Genomic DNA, 23607 nt, shown 5'->3' with positions numbered 1-23607 from the left:
CGTGCCTGCCCGGTCACCCGGCCAGCAGGTCGGTGAGGACGGCAGCCAGGGCGTCCACACCGGCGAGACAGTCGGCGGGTTCGGCGTGCTCCTCCGGCGCGTGCGACACACCCGTGGGGTTGCGGACGAACAGCATCGCGGCGGGGATCCCGGCGGCGGCGAGGATGCCCGCGTCGTGCCCGGCCTGGGTGGACAGCACCGGCGGCGCCCCGAGCCGGGCGGCCAACCGGTCACGCAGGCGTACGTCGAACTCCACGCGCGGCGTCCACGACTCCGGGTGCACCTCAAGCCGGGTGCCGTCGCGCTGGGCGCGGTCACCGGCCTGGCGGCGGATCTCCTCCACCAGGGCGTCCAGGCCGGCCTCGTCGGCGGCGCGGGCGTCCAGCCAGGCGCGGACGAGGGAGGGTACGGCGTTCGTGGCGTTCGGCTCCACCTGCACCCGGCCGAACGTCGTCCGGGCCTGGGTGAGCCGGGCGCGTTTGTTGGCGGCGAGCGCGGTCATGGCGTACGTCAGCATCGGGTCGTGCCGGTCGGCCATCGCGGCCGTCCCGGCGTGGTCCGCCCGCCCGCCGAACTCGAACCGCCAGCGTCCGTGCGGCCAGATGTCTCGCGCGAGACCGACGGGCTCGCCCAGGTCGGCCAGCGCCCTGCCCTGTTCGACGTGGAGTTCGACGAACGCCGACGGCGCCTGCAGCAGGTCGGGTGCGGGGCCGAGGTCGGCGGGTACGCCGGCCCGCTCCATCGCGTCGGTGAGCGGCACGCCGTCGGCGTCGCGCAGCTCACGCGCCCGGTTCGGCTCCAGCGCTCCGGTGAGCAGCCGCGAGCCCAGGCAGGGCACCCCGAACCGCGCGCCCTCCTCCTCCGCGAACACCGCGATCCCCAGCGGCCGGGTCCGCCCGGCCCCGCCGGCAGTCCCACCGGCCGTCCCGCCGCCACTCCCGGCGGCCCGGATCGCGTCCAGCGCGGCGAACGCCGAGACCACACCGAGCGGCCCGTCGTAGCCGCCGCCGTCGGGTACGGAGTCCAGGTGGCTCCCGGTGACCACACCCCCGGTCACCCGCGTGGGATCCGGCCGCCACCACGCGACCAGGTTGCCGTTGCCGTCGGCCTCCACGGTCAGGTCGCGGCGTTCGGCCTCGTCCCGGAACCACCGCTCGCACTCACGGTGCGCCGGTGTCCACGAGTAGCGGTGGTATCCGCCGGTGCGGTCGTCCCGGCCGATCGGCGCCAGTGCCTTCCACAGCTGCTCGAAGCCGCCGGCCAACGCTCCGCCCGACGCTGCGTCCGACGGCCCGCCCGACGCTCCGCCCTCGCCGGCATTCATGGCTGCACCGATCCTTCCACCGGTCCTTCCCGCATGGGTGTGCGTACGCCGAGCCGGCGCGCGGTCTCCTCGGCTCGTTCGTACCCCGCGTCGACGTGCCGGATGACCCCGGTGGCCGGGTCGTTGCCCAGCACCCGGGCGAGCTTACGGGCCGCGAGGGGTGTTCCGTCGGCGACGGTGACCTGGCCGGCGTGGATCGACCGGCCGATGCCGACGCCGCCGCCGTGGTGCAGGGAGACCCACGCGGCGCCGGAGGCGACGTTCACCATCGCGTTCAGCAGCGGCCAGTCGGCGATCGCGTCCGAGCCGTCGGCCATCGCCTCGGTCTCGCGGTAGGGGGAGGCGACGGAGCCGGCGTCGAGGTGGTCCCGGCCGATCACGATCGGCGCGGTGACCTCTCCGGAGGCGACCAGTTCGTTGAACCGCAGGCCCGCCCGGTCGCGTTCGCCGTAGCCGAGCCAGCAGATCCGCGCCGGCAGCCCCTGGAAGTGGACCCGCTCGCCCGCCAGCCGGATCCACCGGACCAGCGGCTCGTTGTCGGGGAAGAGCTCGAGCACGGCCTTGTCGGTGCGCGCGATGTCAGCCGGGTCGCCGGACAGTGCCACCCAGCGGAACGGCCCCTTGCCCTCGCAGAACAGCGGCCGGATGTACGCCGGAACGAAGCCGGGGAAGGCGAAGGCCCTCGTCAACCCACCCTTGCGGGCCTCGTCGCGAATGGAGTTGCCGTAGTCGAACACCTCCGCGCCCGCGTCAAGGAAGCCCACCATCGCCTCGACGTGGCGGGCCATCGACTCCCGCGCACGCTCCACCAGCCCTTCGGGATCACGTGCCCTCTCGGCGGCCCAGTCGTCGAACGCCACCCCGAGCGGGAGGTACATCAGCGGGTCGTGCGCGGAGGTCTGGTCGGTCACCACGTCGACCGGGACGCTCCGGGCGAGCAGCGCCGGCACCACCTCGGCGGCGTTGCCGAGCACGCCCACCGACAGCGGCCTGCGCGCCCGCACCGCCTCCTCGGCCAGCCGGAGGGCGTGGTCCACCGAGTCCGCGCGGACGTCGAGGTAACGGTGGTCGAGGCGACGGCGGATCCGGCTCTCGTCGCACTCCACGCAGATCACCACTCCGCCGTTCATGGTCACCGCGAGCGGCTGGGCACCGCCCATCCCGCCCAGCCCGGCGGTGACGGTGAGCGTCCCGGCCAGCGAGCCCGAGGACTCCGGAGGGGTCACGCCGCGCTCGGCGAGCCGGGCGGCGACCGCGGCGAACGTCTCGTACGTGCCCTGCAGAATGCCCTGCGTGCCGATGTAGATCCACGAGCCGGCCGTCATCTGGCCGTACATCGTCAGTCCGAGCGCTTCCAGCCGGCGGAACTCCTCCCACGTCGCCCAGTCGGGCACCAGGTGGGAGTTGGCGATCAGCACCCTGGGCGCCCACTCGTCGGTACGCAGCACCCCGACCGGCCGGCCGGACTGCACCAGCATCGTCTCGTCGCCGGCGAGCGTGGTGAGCGTACGCACGAGGGCGTCGAAGCTCGACCAGTCACGGGCGGCGCGGCCACTTCCGCCGTACACGACGAGGTCCTGCGGATGCTCGGCGACCTCGGGGTCGAGGTTGTTCTGCAGCATCCGCAGCGCCGCCTCCTGCGGCCAGCCGCGGGCGTGCAGGGTGGTGCCGCGCGGTGCGGTCACCGTGCGCGGGTGGCTGGAATGCGAGTCGACCGGCGAGTGGCTCATCCGGCACCTCCAGGCGGTGGTCGGTGTGTTCGGTGGGGCCGGCGTGGCCGCTCGAGGCCGCCACCCCCACCTGACTCCTCCCCACCAGACTCGTCCGCACTGCCCGGCTCCGCCAGTGCGCCGCGCTCGACCACCGTGTCCGCGGCGGCGAGGGCGAGGCCGTCGATGACCACGGCCACCGCGGCCTCGATCTCCCTGGACATCTGCCGGTCCGGTCCGGGCCCGAAGACCCGCAACCGGAGCTCGCGCAGCGCGGCGGCGGTCGCCGGTGCCGGTGCCAGCGGGACCCGCAGGTCCAGTGCCCGCGCCGCGGTCAGCAACTCGATCGCCAGCACCCGGGTGAGCCCGTCGACCGACTGCCGTAGCTTGCGGCCTGCCGACCAGCCCATCGAAACGTGGTCCTCCTGCATCGCCGAGGAGGGGATGGAGTCCACGCTGGACGGTACGGCGAGCCGCTTCAGTTCGCTGACGATCGCCGCCGCGGTGTACTGCGCGATCATGTGGCCGGAGTCCAGGCCCGGGTCGTCGGCGAGGAACGCCGGCAGGCCGTGGTTGCGGGCCACGTCGAGGAACCGGTCGGTACGGCGTTCGGACATGCTCGCCACGTCGGCGGCGACGATCGCGAGGAAGTCGAGCACATAGGCGAGCGGCGCGCCGTGGAAGTTGCCGTTGGACTCGACCCGGCCGTCCCGCAGCACCACCGGATTGTCGATCGCCGCGGCGAGCTCGTACCCCGCCACCGACCGCGCGTGCGCCAGCGTGTCCCGCGCGGCGCCGTTGACCTGTGGTGCACAACGCAGGGAGTACGCGTCCTGGACGCGGGTGTCGGCCGGGCCGGCGTGACTCGCCACGATCGCGGAGCCTGCCAGCAGCGCCCGCATGTGGGCGGCGGAGGCGATCGGGCCCGGATGCGGACGCAGCGCCTGGAGCTCCGGGGCGAACACCCGGTCGGTGCCGAGCAGCGCCTCCACACTCATCGCGGCGGTGAGGTCCGCGGTCTGGATCAGCCGGTCCAGGTCGTGACAGGCGAGAACCAGCATCCCGAGCATGCCGTCGGTGCCGTTGATGAGGGCGAGGCCCTCCTTCTCCGCGAGCACGACCGGCGTGATGCCGGCGGAGGCGAGGGCCTGGGCGGCGGGTTGCACCATGCCGGCCGACTCCAGCCCGGAGCCGACTGCCGTACGGACCTCGCCCTCGCCGGTGAGGGCCAGCGCCACGTGTGCCAGCGGAGCGAGATCACCCGAGCATCCGAGACTGCCGTACTCCGGGACAACCGGCGTGATCCCGGCGTTCAGCAGCGCCTGCAACGTCTCCGCCGTCTCCGGCCGCACGCCCGTCCGGCCGGTGGCGAGGGTCGAAAGCCGCAGCAACATCATCGCCCGGACGACCTCGGTCTCCGTCTCCGGACCCGAACCGGCGGCGTGGGAGCGGATGAGGCTGCGCTGCAACCGGGCCCGCGACTCGCGCGGAATGTGCCGGGTCGCGAGCGCGCCGAAACCGGTGGATATGCCGTACGCCGGTGAGGTCGACGAGCCGAGCCGTTCCACCGCCGCCCGCCCGGCGGCCAGGGCGGTCAACGCCTCGGGGGCGAGGATCACCCGTGCTGCGTACCGGGCCACCGCGACGACGTCGGTCTCGGTGAGCGGTCCGGTGCCGACCTGGACCGTGTCGGCCTGGGCGAAGTCGACCATGCACCAATTCCACTGCGCGCGAGGCCGCCATGCCAGCGATGACGGGAATCCCCTGCGTGACAACACGTGCGCGCGGCGGCGCGGTGAACATTCGACGGCTACGGCGACGGCGCCGTCAGGTCGGCCGGCGCCGCGAACCACTGACAACCGGCAGCCATCCACCACCGGCAGCCATCCACCACCGGCAGCCATCCACCACCGGCAGCCATCCACCACCGTCGGTCAGTGCCCGCCGTCAGCCAGTGCCGGTCCGAAGACCGTCGCCGACGGCGGGCCTCAGCGGGTGGGCCCTGCGTACTCCCGTCAGACGTACGTCAGCCGCCCCGCGTCAGCAGACGCTGTCGTCCCGGCGCGGGTTGGCGAGCCCGAACGCGGCGCGCCCACGCAGGCCGACCCACGTACCGGCGAGCGCGCACAGGCCCCACACCCAACCGTGCAGGCTGCCGGACGCGATGCCGGCGAGGTAGGCGCCGATGTTGCACCCGCCGGCCAGGCGGGCGCCGACGCCCATCAGGATGCCGCCGAGCACGGCCGCGATCGCCGTACGCGCGGGGATGCGGCGGTGCAGCGTCCACACTCCTCCGGCGGCCGCGGCCACCGCGGCGCCCAGCATGATGCCGATGTCCGTCAAGCTCGTCTTGTCGGTGAGGACGGGGCCGGCGAGCGCCGCCGCCTGCTTCGGCTGCTGCCAGTACGCCCAGGTCTCCGGGTGCAGGCCGATCGCCTGCAGCGCCTTCGAGCCCCACAGGGTGAACGCGCTGGTCACGCCCCAGGCACCGCCGGACACCACCAGGACACCGGCACCCAGCAACGCGAGAGCGACCGCGCCGGCCCACAGCGGCCACGAGCCGCGAACGACCCGCAGGACACCGCGGCTGGTCGGCACCGGAGCCACCGGCGGCGGCACGCGGCGGGCCTGCACGACGCGCGTCACCGCCACGACGACGAGCAGCGCGAGGATGGTGATCGCCCACGAACCCAGCCACCCGACGTGGTCGGCGAGGACGTACGGCTGGAGCGCGGGCAGCGTGTCCACGAGCGGGTAGAGCCAGGCGTAGACGACCGAGCCCACGATGAAGCCGCCCAGGGTGAGCACGATCGCGGACTGGCCGGAGCCGACGGCGAACAGCGTTCCGGACGCGCAGGCGCCACCGATCTGCATGCCGACGCCGAACAGGAACGATCCGACCAAGAGTCCGACGCCGAGCGGACCGCCGCTGGGCTCGGGAACGCTGCCGAACAGGCCGGTGCCGGTGCCGATGACCAGCGCGAACAACGTGGCCGTGGTACCGAGCAGCAGGGCGTGGGCCCGCAGGCCCGCGCCGTTGCCGACGGCGACCAGCTGCCGCCACGCGGAGGTGAAGCCGAACCTTGAGTGGAACAGCGCGACACCGAGGCCGGCGCCGAGCAGGAGCAGCACCCCGGGCTTGGCGCCGTACGACGCCCAGGTGTAGGCGGCCAGCGCGATGGTGCCGAGGGTGGCGACCACCAGCGGCACTCGCGAGACGGGTCCGAGTGGCGCGGCCTGCGGTGCGGGCGCGGACGTGGCGGAGGTCAGGAAGCGTGCCGGCGTGGACGCGGTCCTGGACAGGACGCCGGTGCCGGTGGAGCCGGTGGAGGCAGGGGACGACGTGGTGCCGCTGGACATGGGCGCACTCTCTGCTGGGGAGGAGGTCAGGGACTTCGGCGCCGCTCGCGGGGCGAGCGAGGCGTCAGCGGCAGAGCTCGTCGTCGACGAGGGAGAGTTCGGTAGCGAACAGGGCCAGGCAGAGCTGGCAGGCCGGGCTACGCATGGCGGCAACCATAAGCCGCATTGGTCGCGAACTCCGAACCGACGTCTCACAAATTGGACCCACAGACCGGAATGTGGACACGGTGCGCGTGCCGTACGACGCAACCGGCGGGGCGCCCGCTCCGGTCTCCCGAAGCCGGCGCCCCGCCGGTCGTCACTCGTACGTACCCCGCGTTCGGCCCTGGGTGGGGCTCAGACGAGGCCGTTCTGGGCGAGCCACTGCTTGGCCACCGCGGACGCGTCCTTCTTGTCCACGACGACCTGGGTGTTCAGCGACAGCAGAGTCTTGGTGTCGAGCTTGGCCGAGACGCCGTTCAGCGCCTCCTCGACCTTCGGCGACGCCTTGGACTTGTTGATCAGCGGCACGACGTTCTGCGCCGGGAAGAGGGCCTTGTCGTCGTCCAGCAGAACGAAGCCGTTCTTCTGCACCATCGGGTCGGTGGTGAACATGTTGGCCGCGTCGACCTGCCCGTTGGCCAGCGCCTGCGGGATCAGGGTGCCCTTGAGCGACTTGAAGTCGCCCTTGAACTGCAGGCCGTAGACCTTCTTGAGCGCGGGGACGCCGGAACGCTCGCGGGTCTTCCACTCCGGCGGCCCGCCGAGGACCAGCTTGCCGGCGACTGGCTTGAGGTCGCTGAGCTTCTTCAGCTTGTACTTCGCGGCGGTCTCCTTGGTCACCGCCACCGCGTCCTTGTCCTCCGCGCTCGCCTGCTCGAGCACGGTGAGCTTGCTCGGGGTGGCCTTCTTCAGCTCCGAGTAGACGTCGTCGGAGGTGGAGGCGGTCGTCTTCTCGTCGAACGCCTGCAGGAGGTTTCCGGTGTACTCGGGGATGAGGTCGATCGACCCGTCCTCGAGCGCCTTGAGGTAGATCTCCCGGGCGCCGATGCCGAACTTCGTGGTGACCTTGACGCCCTTGGCGCGCAGCGCACCGGCGTAGATCTCACCGATCAGCGTGCTCTCGGGGAAGTCGGCTGAGCCGACCACGATCGTGTCGGCCGGCGCCTTGGTGGCGGGAGCCTTGGTCTTCTCGGCCATCGGGTTGTTGCCGCCCCCGCACCCGGCGAGGGCGAGCAACGCGACCGTCGCCGCGGCGGCGATCTTTGCGAACTTCATGACGGGTATCTCCTTCGTCGCTGACGGCTGCGCGGCTTGGTCGCGCCGACATTGTCGGGTGTGTCAGGCGTGCGGGTCCTGGATCAGCGGGCTCCGGCGAGTTGTTCCTGGCCGGGCACCTCGGCGTCCGGCTCCATCTCCGTGCGCGCGGCCGAGACCGCCGACGCACGTCGCTGTCCCCTGCTCGTCAGCCCGGCCGGGACCACCAGCCGCTGCACCAGGGCCAGCACCGTCTCGACCACGATGGCCAGCGCGGCGACCAGGATCGAGCCGCCGACCATCTGGGCGTAGTCGCGGACGGCCTGGCCGTCGACGATGAACCGGCCCAGACCGCCGAGGGAGGTGATCGCGGCGATGGTGGCGGTGGCGATGATCTGCAGCATCGCGCTGCGTACGCCGGACAGGATAAGCGGCAGTGCGCACGGCGCCTCGACCTTCGTGAGCACGCTCATGCCGGTCATGCCCATGCCGTACGCCGCGTCGCGGGCGGCCGGGTCGACTCCCTGCACTCCGGAGTACGTACTGGCCAGGATCGGTGGGACGGCGAGCACGACCAGGACGAAGATGCTCGGGATGACGTAGACCAGGTCGCCGTGGATCCGGGGGCCCAGCAGCAGCGCCATCACCACGAGCAGACCCAGTGAGGGCAGGGCGCGCAGGGAGTTGGCCAGCCCGGCGACGAGGAACGCACCGCGCCCGGTGTGCCCGATGTAGAGACCGAGCGGGATGCCGATCAGCGCCGCGATCAGCAGCGCCGCCAGGGAATACTCCAGATGCTCGAGCAGGCGGGCGGGAATGCCGTCCCCGCCGCTCCAGTGGTCCGGGTCGGCGAACCATCCGATCACCGACGAGATCATGAGGTCCCCCTCGCGATGCGCTGCCACGGGGCCAGCAGCCGGGTCAGGAGCAGGATCAGCGCGTCCAGCGCGAGAGCGAGGACGACACACAAAACGATCCCGGCGACCAGCGGCGGGAAGTAGTTCCGGTTGAGCCCGTCGGTGAACAGCAGGCCGAGTTGGGGTACGCCGAGCAGCGCCGACACCGCGACCAGGCTGACGTTGGACACCGCGGCGACGCGCATGCCCGCTGCGATGACCGGCACCGCCACCGGCAGGTCGACAGAGAAGAACCTGCGGAACCCTGTGTAGCCCATCGCGGTCGCGGCCTGCTCGACGTCACCGGGAACAGAGCCCAGCCCGTCGGCAACGGTGCGGACCAGCAGCGCCAGCGAGTAGATCGTCAACGCCACCACGACGTTGATCGGGTCGAGGATCTGGGTGCCCAGGATGAGCGGGAGTACGACGAACAGCGCCAGCGACGGGATGGTGTAGAGCAGCCCGGTGAGGCCGATCATCGGCGTGTGCAACCAGCCGAACCGCCTGGCCACCCAGCCCAGCGGGATCGCCAGTACCAGGGCGATCACGAGCGGCAGGGTCGCCAGCCAGACGTGCTGCAGGAAGTACGACGTGACCGTTCCGGCGTTGTCGCCCAGCCAGGAGATCACGGGTTCGCGACCTCCGGCTCGGCGGGCCGGTCGGGACCGGCCCCGTCGGAGGTGGTGCGGCCGGCTGTCGGCTGGTCGAGCCGGGAGAGGACCGGGCCCGCGGTGACGGTGCCGAGCAGGCGCCCGGCCGGGTCGGCGACCACACCGCGTCCGGTGGGTGAGGAGAGCGCGGCGTCGAGCACTCCGCGCAGGGAGCCGTCGGCCGACGCGACCGTGCCGGCGCGGTTGAGGTGGTCGCTCGTAACGGCGTCCTGACGGGAGTTCTGTGCGTCAAGCCAGCCTTGCGGACGCCGCTCGTCGTCGACAACCAGGACCCAGCCGTCGACGGCGACCGCCCGGGCGTCGGCGATCGGAGCGCCCAGCCGGACTGTCGGTTCGTCGTTCAGGGAGATCCCGTCGGCCGGGGTGAACGAAAGGGCGCGGTAGCCCCGGTCCTTGCCGACGAAGCCCGCGACGAACTCGTCCGCCGGGTGCTCCAGCAGCTGCTTCGGCTCGGCGAACTGCGCGAGTCGCCCGCCGGTACGGAAAACCGCCACCCGGTCTCCCAGCTTGATCGCCTCGTCGATGTCGTGCGTCACGAACACGATCGTCTTGTCCAGCTCGTCCTGCAGGCGCAGGAACTCCTCCTGCAGGCTCTCACGTACGACCGGGTCGACGGCGCTGAACGGCTCGTCCATCAGCATCACCGGAGGATCGGCGGCCAGCGCCCGCGCCACGCCCACCCGCTGCTGCTGGCCGCCGGACAGCTGCGCGGGATAGCGGTCGCCCAGATGGGCGTCCAGGCCGACGCGTTGGATCAACTCCGCAGCGTGCGCACGCGCCTTCTTTCTGCTCCACCCCAACAGCAACGGGACGGTCGCCACGTTGTCGACCACCGTGCGGTGGGGAAACAGGCCCGCGTGCTGGATGACGTAGCCGATGCCGCGGCGAAGCTGCGCGGGATTGGTGGTGCCGGTGTCCTTGCCGTCGATCAGGATGCGACCCGACGTCGGCTCCACCATGCGGTTGATCATCCGCAGGGACGTCGTTTTCCCGCATCCGGAGGGTCCGACGAGCACCGTGATCTCCCCGGACGGAGCCCGAAGGTCCACCTGGTCGACTGCGACGGTTCCATCGGGGTAACGCTTGGTCACGGATTCGAACTCGATCACGTCGGCCCTCCTCGGTCGACGGGCACGTCTGGCCGCCTGGTGTCGTACTGACTCCGGCCTGTCACGACCGCGCGCTGAAAATCCACCCCACCCTAGCCGCGGGTACCGACAGTGGCTGAACACAGAGAAGCTCACCCTGGGTTGCGCCAGCCAATGAAACTACCCGGGCCGGTCCGGCGCCACCCATGTCGGTCCGACCTCCTACGCTCGAACCACCACAGCCGTTCCGAGAAGCCGTTCCGAGAAGGGCGCCGCGAATGCGTGTCGCAGCGATCGTCATCTCCACCGTGATCACTCTGGTAGCGATCGCGTTGGTCGCGCGCACCGCGGCTGCGATGGTCGGGGTGATCCGGCTCGGCCAGCCCGCCGTGGGCCGCACCGACCGGCCCGGTCAGCGCTGGCTGACCCTGCTGCGCGAGACGATCGGCCACTCCAGGCTGGCGAAGTGGCGCCTGGTGGGGGTGGCGCACTGGTTCGTGTTCGTCGGCTTCGGCGCGCTCTTCTTCACCCTGGTCACCGCGTACGGCCAGATCTACGCCGGCCCCGAATGGGCGCTGCCGCTGATCGGCCACTGGTGGCCCTACGAAGCGGCGTCGGAGGTCATCGCCTTTCTCACCCTCGTGGCGATTCTCACGTTGATGGTGATTCGTCAGGTGGCGCACCCGCGACGGCGTGGGCGCGGCAGCAGGTTCGCCGGATCGAAGTTCTGGCAGGCCTACTACGTGGAGTGGACGATCGTCGCGATCGCGGTGTGCATCCTGGTGCTGCGCGGCCTCGAGGGTGCGCTGGCGGGCCAGCGCGGCTGGAGCATCCACTACCCGCTCAGCGTTCCACTGGTCGCGGGATTCACGGGCATGAGCGCGGGCGCGATCGGCACCGCGATCCTGGCCGTGGCCACCGTCAAGATCGTGGTGTCGATGGCGTGGTTCCTGGTGATCGCGCTCAACGCCACCATGGGAGTGGCCTGGCACCGCTTCTCGGCGTTCTTCAACGTCTGGTTCAAGAGGGAGGCGGACGGCGGCACGGCGCTCGGCCCGCTGCCCCCGATGCGTTCGCGTGGTGAGCCGATCGACTTCGAGGACCCCGGCGAGGACGACATCTTCGGCGTCGGCGCGGTCGAGGAGTTCACCTGGAAGGGGCTGCTCGACTTCACGACCTGCACCGAGTGCGGTCGGTGCCAGTCGCAGTGCCCGGCCTGGAACACCGGCAAGCCGCTGTCGCCGAAGCTGCTGGTGACGACGCTGCGCGACCACGCCTACGCGAAGGCCCCTTACCTCCAGGCCGACGAGGAGGCGCGCGCCTCCCTGCCCGATGCCGTGCGCGCCGAGGGCGAGCGTCCACTGGTCGGCCCGACCACCGCGAGCGCCGACGGCGCGACCGGCGGCCCCGCCACCGGCCACGGCCCCTCCGGCCACGGGATCACGGGGTACGGCGTGGCCGGCGACGGCTCGGCCACCGCGCTGATCGACCCCGACGTGCTGTGGGGGTGCACCACCTGCGGCGCCTGCGTGGAGCAATGCCCGGTTGACATCGAGCACGTCGACCACGTGATGGACATGCGCCGGCACCAGGTGCTGGTGGAGTCGGAGTTCCCGAGCGAACTCAACCAGTTGTTCCGGGGCCTGGAAAACAAGGGCAACCCGTGGAACATGAACCCCTCCGCCCGACTCGACTGGGCGAAGGACCTGCCGTTCGAGGTGCCCGTGCTCGGTGGTGACGTGGAGAGCCTGGGCGAGGTGGAGTACCTCTTCTGGGTCGGGTGCGCCGGCGCCTACGACGACCGCGCGAAGCGGACCACCCGTGCGGTCGCGGAGCTGCTGCACATTGCCGGTGTGTCGTTCGCCGTACTCGGCGAGGCGGAGACCTGCAGCGGCGACCCCGCCCGACGCGCGGGCAACGAGTTCGTCTACCAGATGCTCGCCCAGCAGAACGTCGAGACGCTGAAGGAGGCCGGCGCCACCAAGGCGGTGGTCACCTGCGCCCACTGCTTCAACACCATCAAGAACGAATACCGCCATCTCGGGCTGGAGCTCGAGGTGGTGCACCACACCCAGCTGCTCAACCGGCTGGTCCGGGAGAAGAAGCTGACCCCGGTCGCGGCGGACGCGGGCGGCAACGGCTCGGCGGGCAACGGTTCGGCGGGGCGGGCCATCACCTACCACGATCCCTGTTACCTCGGCCGGCACAACCAGGTCTACGAGCCGCCGCGGGAGCTGCTCGGCGCGCTGCCCGGGGTCGAGGTGCGGGAGATGCCCCGCAGCGGCAAGGAGTCGTTCTGCTGCGGGGCGGGCGGCGCCCGGATGTGGATGGAGGAGCGGATCGGCTCCCGGGTCAACCTCAACCGCACCGAGGAGGCGGTGGCCACCGGCGCCGACCAGATCGCCACCGGCTGCCCGTTCTGCAAGACGATGCTCTCCGACGGCCTGACCCAGAAGCAGTCCGAGGGTGCCGCCAGGGACGAGGTCGAGGTGATCGACGTCGCCCAGCTGCTGCTGGAGTCGGTGCGGCGCGGCACCCTCGCGCCTCGCGCGGCCGACGGTGACCGGGGTGGCGAGGACGCCCACGAGCAGCCCGGTGACCAGAACATCCACCAGGCCTCCCAGGCCGATGGCGGCGCGGACGGCGAGGGCGTGACGTCGCGGTAGCGCCAGATGACGTCATCCTGACGATATTCATGGTTGACATGGCGTCGCCTATGACGCCATGATGACGTCATGGAACTCGCACCGTACGTCGACAGCATCCGCCGCGACCTCTCGGTCGCCGCGGAGGTTGCCGGGCAGGAAGCCCGGATCGCCGCGGAGCGCCTGACGGCCGCGCTGGACGCTGCCGTACGGCTCGCTCTGATGGACGCGCTCTCCACCGCCGCCGAGGAGGTCACCCGCGAGCTCGCACCGGGCTCGGTCGAGGTGCGCCTGCGCGGCCGCGAGCCGGAGTTCGTGGTCACCCCACCCCCGAGTGCACACCTTCCGGAGGAGCCGGCCGGGCCACCGGCGCCGCCGCCTCCGCCCCACCCCGGCGACACCGAGCAGGGCACGTCCCGGGTCACCCTGCGGCTTCCCGAGTCGCTGAAGACCCGGGCCGAGGAGGCCGCCGCCCGCGAGGGCGTGTCGGTCAACACCTGGTTGGTACGCGCGGTGAGCGCCGCTCTCACCGACAGCTCGCCGAGCGGGTCGCGCGGCTCGCGGGGCCCGTCCGGTCCGCGGGTGGGCAAGCGCATCACCGGCTGGGTGCGCTAACCCGGCTCGGCCGACGAGCCGACGCGGCTCAGGGCCACTCAGCCCAGCTCCGTGCCGCGCGTCGCCCGGAACGCCGGGCGTACCAGCACAGCTCTCACTCACCAGCTCACCAGCTCACCCCGAGGAGCCAGCATGCCTACTTTCGCGACCCCTGAACCCGTCACCCTGCGGCTGCGCGTCCAGTCCGGCGACATCCTCGTCGAGGCCTCCGACCGTGCCGACACGGAGGTCGAGGTTCGCCCGTACAACTCGAACAAGCAGGCCGACACCGAGGCCGCCCAGCAGACGCTCGTCGAGCAGCGGGACGGTTCGATCGTGGTCGAGGCGCCAGATGGCAAGGAGTTCGGCCGGTTCGGCCGCTCCGGATCCATCTACGTGCGCGTCGCCCTGCCGACCGGCTCCCACCTGCGGGGCACCAAGGCGTCCGCGGACCTGCGAGCCGTCGGCCGGCTGGGCGACGTCGACCTGAACACCGCCTCCGGCGACGTCGAACTCCAGGAGGTCGACAAGCTGGAGGTGCAGACGGCGAGCGGCGACGTCACCTGCCGGCTGGTGGGCGGTTCGGCGAAGGTGCAGAGCGCGTCCGGTGACATCACCCTCGGCGAGGTCGGCGGTGACCTGCAGGTGGCCAGCGCCTCCGGTGACCTCGACCTGGGCCCGGTCGGTGGCGACGTACGCGTCCAGACCGCCTCCGGGGACACGACGGTCGCCGTCGCGGGCGGTTCGGTCGAGGCTCGGTCCGCGTCCGGTGACGTGTCGCTGCCCAGCGTCCGCAGCGGGCAGGTCTCGGTGGAAACCGCGTCGGGCGACGTGACCGTCGGCATCGCCGCCGGGGTGGCCGCCTGGCTCGACGTCTCCTCGCTGTCCGGTGACGTGCACTCCGACCTCGACGACGCCGGCGAACCCGGCGAGGGCGACGAGTCGGTCGAGCTTCGCGCCCGCACCCTCAGCGGGGACGTCTCGATCGTCCGAGCCCGGTGAGTCGGCGACGCCCCTGCCTCCTGACCTCCGATCCCACCGACACCACCGACACCACCGACACCGCCAACTCCACCGACACCGCCGACTCATCGCGTGAGGCGACCATGAACGACCACTACCTCCACGACGCCGCCAGGCAGCGCACGGAAGCTGTCCTCGCCGAACGCCGTACCGACCAGCTCGCGACGCGCCTGCGCCTGGCCGGGGGGCACGCCCCCGGCCCGGCCCGGCGCGAGGTGGCCGGCCTCCTGCACCGGCTGGCCGACCGCATCCATCCGGGCGCAGCACGACGCCCTGCGCTGCCCATCACCTGATCACCGCGGGCCGGCGCAGTCGGCACCCGCGCCGGCACGAACCCCGAAACGGAGAGACCACCATGACCACGTTCCCGACGTACGAACTCGCACAGCAGCGCCAGGCCGAACTCCGCTCCCTCGCAGCCGGGCACCACGCCACGCCCTTCCGCGCGGCGGGCAGACGCACGATGCGCCCGTGGTTCGCCCGGGTCCTACGCGGGCTCGCCGACCGGTTGGAGCCGATGGCGAGTTCCCGTACGCAACGACGGATGGGGCTGCCGGCGCAACGCCTGGCCCGGCCGTCCGGCTAGCTCAGCCGGCAACCGCGCGGTCGGCTCAAGCGCGCGGCAGTTCGACCAGGGCCTGGACCGGCCAGTGGTCGGAGGCCCACCGGCCGTCGAGGGTGAAGGTGTTGATCGCCGCGACCGGGACCCGCACGCCAGGGCGCGCGAGGATCCAGTCGATGCGGTGGCCACCCACCTCCGGCGGCCGGTAGCCGTGGAACGTCGCGTACGCCGGGGACAGCCGCTCGTCCGCGGCGTTCCAGGTATCCACCAGCCCGGCCTTCCCGACCAGCGTTTCGTACGGCTCGGACGCCTCGGCCGCGACGTTGAAGTCGCCGGTGACCAGCACCGGCAGGTCGGCGTCGAACTCGCCCAGCCGTTCGGCGACGAGTTCGGCACCGCGCCGCTGGGCCTCGTCCACGGCGTGGTCCAGGTGGGTGTTGAGGACCACGAACATCACGCCCGTCGCCCGGTCGCGGAAGCGCACCCAGGTCGCCATCCGGACCACATCGTTGCCCCAGGACGCCGAGCCCACCACGTTGGGCTGGTCGGAGAGCCAGAAGTGGTCGAACTCACAGGGCTCGAGCCGGGCAGCGTCGAAGAACACGGCCATGAACTCGCCGCGGCTGCCGCCCTCCCGCCCGGTACCGATCCATTCGTACTCGGCGGGCAGGGCCTCGGCCACGTCGCGTAGCTGCTGGTAGAGGCCTTCCTGAGTGCCGATCACCGTCGGCAGCTCGCTCCGGAGCAGGGCGCGGTTGGCGGCTTGGCGTTCGGACCACGGATCGGATCCGTCGCCGACCGCGTTGCGCAGGTTGAACGACATCACCTGCAGATGGGGCGACGTGGCGGGGCCGACCAGCGGCTGGGACACGGTGTCGGTTTCCGGCTGCAACACGGTGCCACTGTGGCCCAGATCGGCCGGGGCCGCCACCTCGGGGTCCCGACCACGGCCAGGATCGGGCAGTCGAACCGTCAGCCGTACCAAGCGTCAGCCGTACCAAGCGTCAGCCGTGACGAACCGACAGCAGTACGTACCGCCGGCAGTACGAACGGTCAGCCGTCGCCGGGGCGCGGGCGCGGCACGAGCGGGCCGGGCTGCCGCTCTGCCCGCTCCTTCACACCTCGTAGCATCGCCCGGTCCATCACCACGCTGATCGGCTCCAGCAGACTCGGCCCGAACGTCAACCGGGTGACCAGGTCGTCGGAGGAATCCGCACGGAACCGGCTGAGGAACCTCGTCCGGCGGGCGTTCAGCGGTTCGACGGCAAGCAGCCAGGTGGCACGTGCCCATGGCCGGCCCTCCTCGCGGGCCGCCTCGTCGTCCACGTACGCCACGAACGACCGGCCCGGCGAGACCGTCACCACCCGCAGCGGCATCACCTGGGGATGAACGAGGAGCTCGCCGCCCTCCTCCGCGGTCCACTCCGGGTGCAGCGTCTCGGCGTTGCGGATCCGGCAGCCGACGAGGTTCTCCAGCCACTGGTAGCTGTAGAAGCCGGCCCGGTCGGCCCCGACCTGCTGCACCCACGGCCACACCCGTTCCACCGGCGCGTTGATCTCGATCGCATGGGTGAAGCCCCACCGTGGGTTCGGGATCAGGTGGTCCCCGGGGTACGTGCGGTCGCGCCCGGCCGCCGGGTCGTCTGCGGGCAGGCCCCAGGTACGCCGCCGGCTGCGCAGGAACGGCGTCACCGCCTCGGCCGCCATCCGGGCGGCTCCGCCCAGGCCGGCGGCGACATCGCGCCAGTCGTCGCGGGGCAGGCGTCCCTCCGCGCGGGCGGCGAGCCCGCGGAGCTGGTGACTCTGGGCCAGGTGGTGCAGCGGGCTGATCCAGCGGCTGTGCAGCCTGCTACGCGCACCGAACGCCATCCGCAGCCGCGCGGTCAGCCGGGTGGCATCGCCGTCGAGGGGTTCGAGGACGAACGACCACGTCGCCTGCCAGAACCGCGCCGGCCGGGTGGCGGCGAACGGCAACTGCGTGTTGCTCAGCCGGTCCACGAGGCCGCCGAGGACGAGGACCCGGGCAGGATGCAGGACGAGTACCTCGAACCCCGCCCCGCCGTCGGGTGTCGCCGGAACCAGGTCACCGACCCGCAGGTCCTGGAACTCCGGGTGGAGTTCGCGGGCGCTGCGCCGGCCGGCGTTCCCGAGAAGGTCAAGGCTGTAGAACCCGGCCCGGCCGGTGCCCATCTGCACCAGCCACGGCCAGATCGTCGTCGGCCGGGCGTCGACGATCACCTCCTGGGTGAGCTGGCCGTCGGCGTCCGGGATGAGTTCGTCGCCGGGCAGCGCGCGGGCAGCATCGGGGGGCCGCCGGGGTTTCGCGGGTCGAGGCCGGGTGCGGGCCAGCCGGCGGGCGAGTCCGCCTGCGGCCGTGCCTGCCGCGCCCACCGCCGCCTTCGCGCGGCGCCGCCCACGGCCGGCCTCAGCGACTTCGCCCGCCGTCCGTCCCTCCGCCGTACGGCTGTCCGGCATGCCCGCCTCGCCGGCACGCGTCCCCTCGGCAAGCAGTTCGTCGGCACGCAGTTCGTCGGGGACCAATCCGTCCGTACGCGCCTCCTCCTTCGGCCCGTGTGCCCGGCCGAGCCCGGCCATCATCCGCCGGCGCAGCAGCCGTGACCCGGGGCCGAAGACCCGCAGGTGACGCCGGAACCGCCGCCAGGTGGCCGCGTCGGTCGCGTCCGCCCGTACCTCCAACGTCACCCGGGTCGCGCGCTCACCCAGCGGGACCAGCCGCAACGCCCACGCGGCCTTGACGAACCCCGGCCGGTCGAATTCCACGAACGCCGTCGCCGACGGCACCTCGACCAACGCGATCCGTGCCCGCCACACCTTGCCGACCGCGCCGACCACCATCTCGTGCGGGCTGTCCTCAACGAGCACCTGAACGCCGGGTCGCATGGGCGTTCCCAGGCGGTCGGGCACCCGCCGCAGCGTGGACAGGGCGCGGACCATCCGGGAGTGGGCGAAGAGGTCGCCGTGCCGGATCACTTCCCAGGCGTCCTCAGGCGACAGGCCGAGGTCCACCGTGTCGATCTCGACCATGCGGGCCGCCGGCAGCATCCGGTCCAGTGCCGTTGCCAGCTGTGCCTGCGTTGGGCGCTTCGTCTTCGCGCGAGTGGCGCCGGGCATCGCAACCTCCGGCTTCGACGGCCCCGGACCCGGGTCCTCCCGGACGGCTCGTCGGCGGCCCGGGGCGCACCCGGCCGGAGGACGGCGTACGGTCCCTTTCTCGCAGAATGTGGCCGCGAGGACCGGCGGAGTAGGGGACTGAAGCCCTAGCTGACGGGCCGTCCGCCAGGCTCAGATGTCGGCGCGGTGGAAATTCCGGTACGACCTGGACGGAGTCGGGCCGCGCTGGTCCTGGTAGCGGGACCCGTAGCGTTCGGAGCCGTACGGCTGCTCCGCCGGCGAGCTGAGCCGGAAGAAGCACAGCTGCCCGATCTTCATCCCGGGCCAGAGCTTGATCGGCAGGGTGGCGACGTTGGACAGCTCGAGGGTCACGTGCCCGGAGAAGCCGGGGTCGATCCAGCCCGCCGTGGAGTGGGTGAGCAGGCCGAGCCGGCCGAGGCTGGACTTGCCCTCCAGCCGGGCGGCGATGTCGTCGGGAAGCGTGATCACTTCGTACGTCGAGGCCAGTACGAACTCGCCCGGGTGCAGGATGAACGACTCGCCCTTCTCGCACTCGACCAGGCGGGTGAGGTCGGGCTGCTCCTCGGCCGGGTCGATGTGCGGGTAGCGGTGGTTCTCGAACACCCGGAAGTAGCGGTCCATCCGGACGTCCACACTGGACGGCTGGACGAACTCGGGCTCGAACGGGTCGAGGACCACCCGGCCCTTGTCGAGCTCGACTCGGATGTCACGGTCGGAGAGCAGCACGCAGGCAACCTACCGAACCCGGCCGGGCGAGAGGACATGCCGTCGGCGGCGCGCCGGGGATGGGTAGTATTCTGAGCGCTCGTCGCCTTCGTGGCGGCGGGTGTCGTCTGACCGGCGGCGCGCTGCGGGTGTAGTTCAATGGCAGAACATCAGCTTCCCAAGCTGATAGTGCGGGTTCGATTCCCGTCACCCGCTCCACCACAAAGGCCCAGGCCAACCCCATGATCGGGACGCCTGGGCCTTCGCCGTCAGCCACCATGATCGCGTCACGGGCCGTCAGCGGGGCCATTAGCTCGCGTGCTCGACATCCTCAGCCGAGCCGTCATCGTCCGGGCTTGACTCCACCAGCGCCAAGAAGCGTTCCGCGTCCGACTTCCGCGCGGACGTCTGCGGCGCAGACCGGAGGAGCCCGTCTGGTCCCGGATAACGAGCCTGCCAACGGCCGGACTCACGCTTTCCGAACCCTGCCGAAACGGCGGCGCCCTGCCCTGGTCGTCATCACGCCACCCCGCCCAGACCACGCCAGACGTCGGACTCGGCGATCGGTCCGACCCGTCCAGCCTCGATGTACGCCTGCACGTCAGCGCATCCAGGCGGACAGCGCGACCCAGCTTGTGGAAGGCGATGCGCCGCTCGGCAACCAACCGACGCAAGTGCCGCGCGCTCAGCTTCATCCCGACCGCCGCCTCACCAATGGGCAACATATCGGTTCCCTGCTGCAGGATTCCTCCCGTGTCACGCGACCCGTTGCAGCATCACTGCCGAACGAAGGTCTGGCACGTTGTTTCCAGACCCACCGACGCCGCGCGCCAGCGCGGAGACATCATCGAGGCGCTGCGAGCACCTCGCGGATGACGCGCCGCGCGTAGTTCGATATCGCCGGGTTGGTGTCCTTGTGGTCCGCCAACACGATCAGCGCCTGGGACAGCGCGCGCCCGCGTCCGCGGAGCCACGTCGCGTCGTCCACGTCCAGCGCCGCACAGAACTCGTCGCGGAGGTTCGCGGGCAGCAGGTTCCATACGGGGAACAGATCGCACGCCGGATCGCCGACACCGCACGTCTCGAAGTCGAGCACCGCGGTCAGCCTGCCCTCCGCCGACACGAGCAGGTTGCTCGGTGTCAGGTCCGAGTGCACCCACACCTCGCGCCCGTCGTATGGCGCCGCGAGCGACTCCTCCCACGACGCCAGTGCTGCGCGAGTGTCGATCAGGCCATCCAGCTCGCCGATCGCCGTCCGTGTCGAGGAGTCCATCGAGACCATCGGAGCGCGCGTCCGGCGCTCACCCGGATACGCCGGCGGCCGGTCCGTCAGGTCGATCCGCCGGAACGCGTCGACGAACGCCGCGAGGTCCGTCGCCAGCCCACGCGGATCCACCAGGGCCTCGGGGGAGGGGTGCGTACCGGCGAGCCAGCGGTGGACGGACCACTTGCCCGGGAACGCGTCGGTGGGTGAGCCGATCGCCTCGACAGAAGGGATGGCCACAGGCAGGAACGGCGCGAGTGTCGCGAGTTTCTCCTGCTCCCGTTGGACTTCGTCGGTTATCGAGGGCCGGAGCGGCAACCGTACGGACAGGTCGGTACCGAGGCGGTAGATCGCGTTCGCCAATCCACTGGAGTCGACCGGCTCCAGCGGCAACGCGGCCCACCGCGGGAACTGAGCGGCCACCAGCGAACGGACGAGCGGCGTGTCGATGTCGGCCTGGCCGGCGCGGATCTTGCGGGGACTCACGAGCGCCCATCCGAACCGTCGGGCCCGTCCGCTGTCAACCCGGTTTGGATTGAGCGGTCCAGAACATCGAGCCAGAGCGAGTCAACATCTCCATGCCGCCCGTCGTCGCTTCCACCGGGGTCTCCTTTGTCGATCTCACGCTGGATGTTGTGCGGGCGAAGACGGTTCCGTCACCGTCCTCGATGAGGACGAGGTGCATGAGGAAGCCGTGAAGAACGCAATTCCAGCCTGAGAGCAGGGGGAGTGGGCCATTCTTCGCGGAGTAGCGCGTAGGTGAAGCCGTCGTGCCAGGTGCCATCGCGGTGCAGCGCCGCGGCGCGGCTGTGTTCTTCACGGCGCAGCCCCAGGCGTTCCATGAGACGCCAGGATGCGGCGTTGTCAGCGAAGCATCCCGCGTGGATGCGCCGCACGTTGAGCACGTCAAAGCAGATACTGATCGCTGCGCTGACCGCTTCAGTCGCATAGCCCTTGCCGCCGTGCGCTGGGTTGAACATCCAGCCGAGTTCGGCCTCGAGACCTTTGGCGCGCTCCGCAACGTCCATCTGTGCCCAGCTGTCGCGCGGCATGATCATGATGTGGCCGATGATCGTGGAGTTGCGAAGTACCATGACGTGAGTGTTGTTGCTCGGCTTGGAGTCCATGGCATCACGGAGCTCGTCGCGTGAGCGTGGTACCCAGCCGAGCCAGTGCTGGACCTGCGGAAGCTGTTCGTAGGCCCACAAGGCGTCAAGATCGCTTGGCATGTAGGCCCGTAGCGTCAGCCGCTCGGTGTGTACTGGCCATTGGATCGGCGTCACCTCGGAGAGGATAACCACCCAGTCGGCGATCCGGTCAGCGATCCAGTACGGCAATGTGTTCAGAGCCGCAGCCGACCGCCCCACCCTCCTCGCACGCCAGTCCCCGAGCAACAGGTGCTGCTGCTACTCGGCCCGGCTCCGGATGATCTCGGACAGTCAACGGGCGTTCGAGCCGTCCTGGCGGCGTGTGTGAGCCTCCGACCCGGGCTCACTTCAGATGCCGGTCGAAGAACCGGGCCCCGTTAGTGCCGGGCCCGAGCCACCAGCCGCGGCTCCCGCTTGTGCAGGCTGCCGTTGTGGCCGGTCAGGATCAACGGGGCCGGGTTCGGCGCGGATCCAGGGGTCCACAGGACGCCGGGGATCTCGCCGAGGGTGAAATCGCGTTCGAGGACGCCGTCGTCGAGGCGATGTTCGGAAGTGAACTCCATGGTCGTGCCTTTCGGGAGTGCTCGTCAGCGGCGCTCCCGGACGACCTGTCGCCCGACCGTGACCCAAGAGGGGAGCACCCATGTCGATACGTTCACGGGTACCACCTCCTCGGTCTCTCGCACGGCCTCCGGGAAAGTAGCAGCGGCCGTCGTGGTCCGCCCACAGGTTTTGTGGAAGCCGCCATCACGTCGTGGCAGTGACGACGAAGCAGATCGGCCACCGCGGGCCGGCCAGAAGCCGCGAGGATGCACTGGTGTTAGCTTCTCGTCCGTGGCGCACCACCAGGACGAGACCCGGGCGGCCTACGACGGGGTCGTCGAGCTCTACGCGTCGTTGTTCGCCGACCGGCTGGAGACGCGGCCGTTCGCTCGGGCCATGATTGGCAGCTTCGCCGAGTTGGTGCGCGGGACGGGGAACCGGCGGGTCGCAGACGTCGGATGCGGTCCCGGGCATCTGACGGCTCTGCTGCAGGACCTGGGGCTTGACGCCTTCGGGCTCGACATCTCCCCGGGAATGGTCGGTCACGCCCGGCGGACCTATCCGGCCCTGCGGTTCGACGAGGCGCGCATGGAGGCCCTACCGGTCGAGGACGGCGCACTCGGCGGCGTGCTGGCCTACTACTCGATGATCCACACACCGCCCGACGAACTGCCCGCATTGCTCGCCGAGCAGGTGCGCGTCCTGGCGCCAGGGGGACTGGTCCTGGTCTCGTTCTTCGCGACCGACGGTCCGAAGCCGGTCCGGTTCGACCACAAGGTGACACCTGCCTACAGCTGGCCCGTGGATCGGTTCGCCGAACTGCTGGCCGGAGCAGGGCTCGTCACGGTCGCCCGGCTCGTTCACGACCCGGCCTCCGAGCGGGGCTTCCTCGACGCCCACCTGCTGGCCGGCCTCCGCTAGGTACTCGCTACCGGCACGCACTCTGCCGATCAATCGCATCCGCGGAGTATGCGTGCTTCCAAGGCCATGTCCAGAAGGCTCCGCTCTGTGTTGTCAACGGAATCTCGTTGGGTCGGAACGCCGTTCCAGTGGTGGAGAATCGCGAGTCCATCTCGACCGAGATGGTCTGGCCGTTCGAGACCCGCAAAGACCCTCTTGCGTTCCTGAAGTCCGCCGAACTGCCGAGTAGAACCGTTCCGCGCCTGACACTCTCCACCTGCGGTCGACGCCCGGACCACAAGAGCGCTTCTCGTGTCCGTTCATGACGCTCCTCCTCTCCGCAGCGCAACGACGACCTGGCTCGCGAGCTCGAGCAGGCCGCGGACGCGTTCAGACATCACCCAGGGCGGACGCCGGGCTGCTGCCAGGGAGCGCTCGACCATACTGGTCCGCCATGGAACTGGACGAGTACCAGCGCGGCGCCCTGCGCACCGCTGCCCCGCGGGACAAGAAGAACGAACTGCTCCACCTGGTGCTCGGGTTGGTCGGCGAGTCGGGCGAGATCGCCGAGAAGTTCAAGAAGTGGGTCCGCGACCTCGACAGTGACGAGTCGCGGATCGACCGGGTCCAGATCGCCCAGGAACTCGGTGACGTGCTGTGGTACGTCGCGGTGCTCGCCGACTACCTCGACCTGTCCCTGGACGACATCGCGACGGGCAACCTGGCCAAGCTGACCAGCCGCCAGGAGCGTGGCGTGCTGGGCGGCAGCGGCGACAACCGCTGATT

The 23607-nt window shown here is 71.0% G+C and carries 21 protein-coding genes, 1 tRNA gene and 1 pseudogene; 8 read left to right on the top strand and 15 right to left on the bottom strand.

Annotation, left to right across the window (positions count from 1 at the left end; genetic code table 11):
* Positions 1–13: 13 nt before the first annotated feature.
* The 8 genes from BLU27_RS06670 to BLU27_RS06635 form a co-directional block, all read right to left on the bottom strand.
* Entirely contained in the window at positions 14–1324 is a 1311-nt protein-coding gene (locus BLU27_RS06670) for an allantoate amidohydrolase (RefSeq protein ID WP_092651611.1), read from the bottom strand.
* Positions 1321–3054, bottom strand: coding sequence for a urocanate hydratase (gene hutU, locus BLU27_RS06665; RefSeq protein WP_092651609.1), 1734 nt, complete (start codon positions 3052–3054; stop codon positions 1321–1323). Before hutU ends, BLU27_RS06670 begins: the two co-directional genes overlap by 4 nt.
* Positions 3051–4745 (bottom strand): histidine ammonia-lyase, encoded by a 1695-nt coding sequence (gene hutH, locus BLU27_RS06660; protein WP_092651607.1) that lies wholly within the window; start codon positions 4743–4745, stop codon positions 3051–3053. Before hutH ends, hutU begins: the two co-directional genes overlap by 4 nt.
* Before the next feature lie 328 nt (positions 4746–5073).
* Complete coding sequence (locus tag BLU27_RS06655; protein ID WP_092651605.1) at positions 5074–6393, bottom strand: YeeE/YedE family protein; 1320 nt, start codon at positions 6391–6393, stop codon at positions 5074–5076.
* Between the two features lie 336 nt (positions 6394–6729).
* Complete coding sequence (locus BLU27_RS06650) at positions 6730–7650, bottom strand: ABC transporter substrate-binding protein (RefSeq protein WP_092651603.1); 921 nt, start codon at positions 7648–7650, stop codon at positions 6730–6732.
* Between the two features lie 83 nt (positions 7651–7733).
* The gene (locus BLU27_RS06645; protein ID WP_092651601.1) at positions 7734–8507 is read right to left on the bottom strand and encodes an ABC transporter permease; all 774 of its coding nucleotides are present in this window, start codon (positions 8505–8507) and stop codon (positions 7734–7736) included.
* On the bottom strand, positions 8504–9154 hold the full coding sequence (locus tag BLU27_RS06640; RefSeq protein ID WP_092651599.1) for an ABC transporter permease: 651 nt from the start codon (positions 9152–9154) through the stop codon (positions 8504–8506). Before BLU27_RS06640 ends, BLU27_RS06645 begins: the two co-directional genes overlap by 4 nt.
* Positions 9151–10305 carry an ABC transporter ATP-binding protein gene (locus BLU27_RS06635; RefSeq protein WP_092651597.1) on the bottom strand — a complete coding sequence of 385 codons (1155 nt, stop codon included), beginning with the start codon at positions 10303–10305 and terminating at the stop codon, positions 9151–9153. Before BLU27_RS06635 ends, BLU27_RS06640 begins: the two co-directional genes overlap by 4 nt.
* Before the next feature lie 257 nt (positions 10306–10562).
* On the opposite strand from BLU27_RS06635, the gene BLU27_RS06630 reads away from it, so the two are divergent.
* The 5 genes from BLU27_RS06630 to BLU27_RS06610 all read left to right on the top strand — a co-directional run bounded on the left by BLU27_RS06630 (position 10563) and on the right by BLU27_RS06610 (position 15132).
* The gene (locus tag BLU27_RS06630; protein ID WP_092651595.1) at positions 10563–12950 is read left to right on the top strand and encodes a (Fe-S)-binding protein; all 2388 of its coding nucleotides are present in this window, start codon (positions 10563–10565) and stop codon (positions 12948–12950) included.
* Between the two features lie 69 nt (positions 12951–13019).
* Complete coding sequence (locus BLU27_RS06625; protein WP_092651593.1) at positions 13020–13544, top strand: toxin-antitoxin system HicB family antitoxin; 525 nt, start codon at positions 13020–13022, stop codon at positions 13542–13544.
* A 132-nt stretch (positions 13545–13676) separates the two neighbouring features.
* Positions 13677–14525 carry a DUF4097 family beta strand repeat-containing protein gene (locus BLU27_RS06620; protein ID WP_092651591.1) on the top strand — a complete coding sequence of 283 codons (849 nt, stop codon included), beginning with the start codon at positions 13677–13679 and terminating at the stop codon, positions 14523–14525.
* Positions 14522–14839, top strand: coding sequence for a hypothetical protein (locus tag BLU27_RS06615; RefSeq protein WP_092651589.1), 318 nt, complete (start codon positions 14522–14524; stop codon positions 14837–14839). Before BLU27_RS06620 ends, BLU27_RS06615 begins: the two co-directional genes overlap by 4 nt.
* Before the next feature lie 62 nt (positions 14840–14901).
* A complete protein-coding gene (locus BLU27_RS06610; RefSeq protein ID WP_092651587.1) occupies positions 14902–15132 on the top strand; it encodes a hypothetical protein in 231 nt (76 codons plus the stop codon).
* Positions 15133–15157: 25 nt separating this feature from the next.
* Here BLU27_RS06610 and BLU27_RS06605 read toward each other — a convergent pair whose 3' ends face one another.
* From BLU27_RS06605 to dcd, 3 genes are all read right to left on the bottom strand, one after another.
* The gene (locus tag BLU27_RS06605) at positions 15158–16003 is read right to left on the bottom strand and encodes an endonuclease/exonuclease/phosphatase family protein (protein ID WP_241827822.1); all 846 of its coding nucleotides are present in this window, start codon (positions 16001–16003) and stop codon (positions 15158–15160) included.
* A 158-nt stretch (positions 16004–16161) separates the two neighbouring features.
* Positions 16162–18240: an SRPBCC family protein gene (locus tag BLU27_RS06600; protein WP_092651585.1), complete on the bottom strand. Its 2079-nt coding sequence runs from the start codon at positions 18238–18240 to the stop codon at positions 16162–16164.
* Between the two features lie 171 nt (positions 18241–18411).
* Complete coding sequence (gene dcd / locus BLU27_RS06595; RefSeq protein ID WP_092651583.1) at positions 18412–18987, bottom strand: dCTP deaminase; 576 nt, start codon at positions 18985–18987, stop codon at positions 18412–18414.
* 124 nt (positions 18988–19111) lie between these two features.
* Here dcd and BLU27_RS06590 point away from each other — a divergent pair.
* Positions 19112–19185, top strand: a tRNA-Gly gene (locus tag BLU27_RS06590).
* A 90-nt stretch (positions 19186–19275) separates the two neighbouring features.
* Here the strand turns inward: BLU27_RS06590 and BLU27_RS31385 are convergent.
* The 4 genes and pseudogenes from BLU27_RS31385 to BLU27_RS06575 all read right to left on the bottom strand — a co-directional run.
* Positions 19276–19431, bottom strand: a pseudogene (locus tag BLU27_RS31385) (hypothetical protein); the annotation flags it as partial.
* Between the two features lie 379 nt (positions 19432–19810).
* Positions 19811–20716 (bottom strand): aminoglycoside phosphotransferase family protein, encoded by a 906-nt coding sequence (locus BLU27_RS06585; protein ID WP_092651581.1) that lies wholly within the window; start codon positions 20714–20716, stop codon positions 19811–19813.
* A 170-nt stretch (positions 20717–20886) separates the two neighbouring features.
* Entirely contained in the window at positions 20887–21513 is a 627-nt protein-coding gene (locus tag BLU27_RS06580; protein WP_197681710.1) for a GNAT family N-acetyltransferase, read from the bottom strand.
* A gap of 242 nt (positions 21514–21755) precedes the next feature.
* Complete coding sequence (locus BLU27_RS06575) at positions 21756–21941, bottom strand: hypothetical protein (RefSeq protein WP_197681709.1); 186 nt, start codon at positions 21939–21941, stop codon at positions 21756–21758.
* 271 nt (positions 21942–22212) lie between these two features.
* On the opposite strand from BLU27_RS06575, the gene BLU27_RS06565 reads away from it, so the two are divergent.
* Both BLU27_RS06565 and BLU27_RS06560 read left to right on the top strand, forming a co-directional pair.
* Positions 22213–22842: a class I SAM-dependent methyltransferase gene (locus BLU27_RS06565; protein WP_092651577.1), complete on the top strand. Its 630-nt coding sequence runs from the start codon at positions 22213–22215 to the stop codon at positions 22840–22842.
* A gap of 433 nt (positions 22843–23275) precedes the next feature.
* Positions 23276–23605: a nucleoside triphosphate pyrophosphohydrolase family protein gene (locus tag BLU27_RS06560; protein ID WP_092651575.1), complete on the top strand. Its 330-nt coding sequence runs from the start codon at positions 23276–23278 to the stop codon at positions 23603–23605.
* The last annotated feature ends 2 nt before the right edge of the window (positions 23606–23607 follow it).

Origin of the sequence: Actinopolymorpha singaporensis, assembly GCF_900104745.1 — a bacterium.
GTDB lineage: Bacteria > Actinomycetota > Actinomycetes > Propionibacteriales > Actinopolymorphaceae > Actinopolymorpha > Actinopolymorpha singaporensis.
The sequence above is the reverse complement of the archived record's forward strand: the minus strand, read 5'-3'. Positions and strand labels throughout refer to the sequence as shown.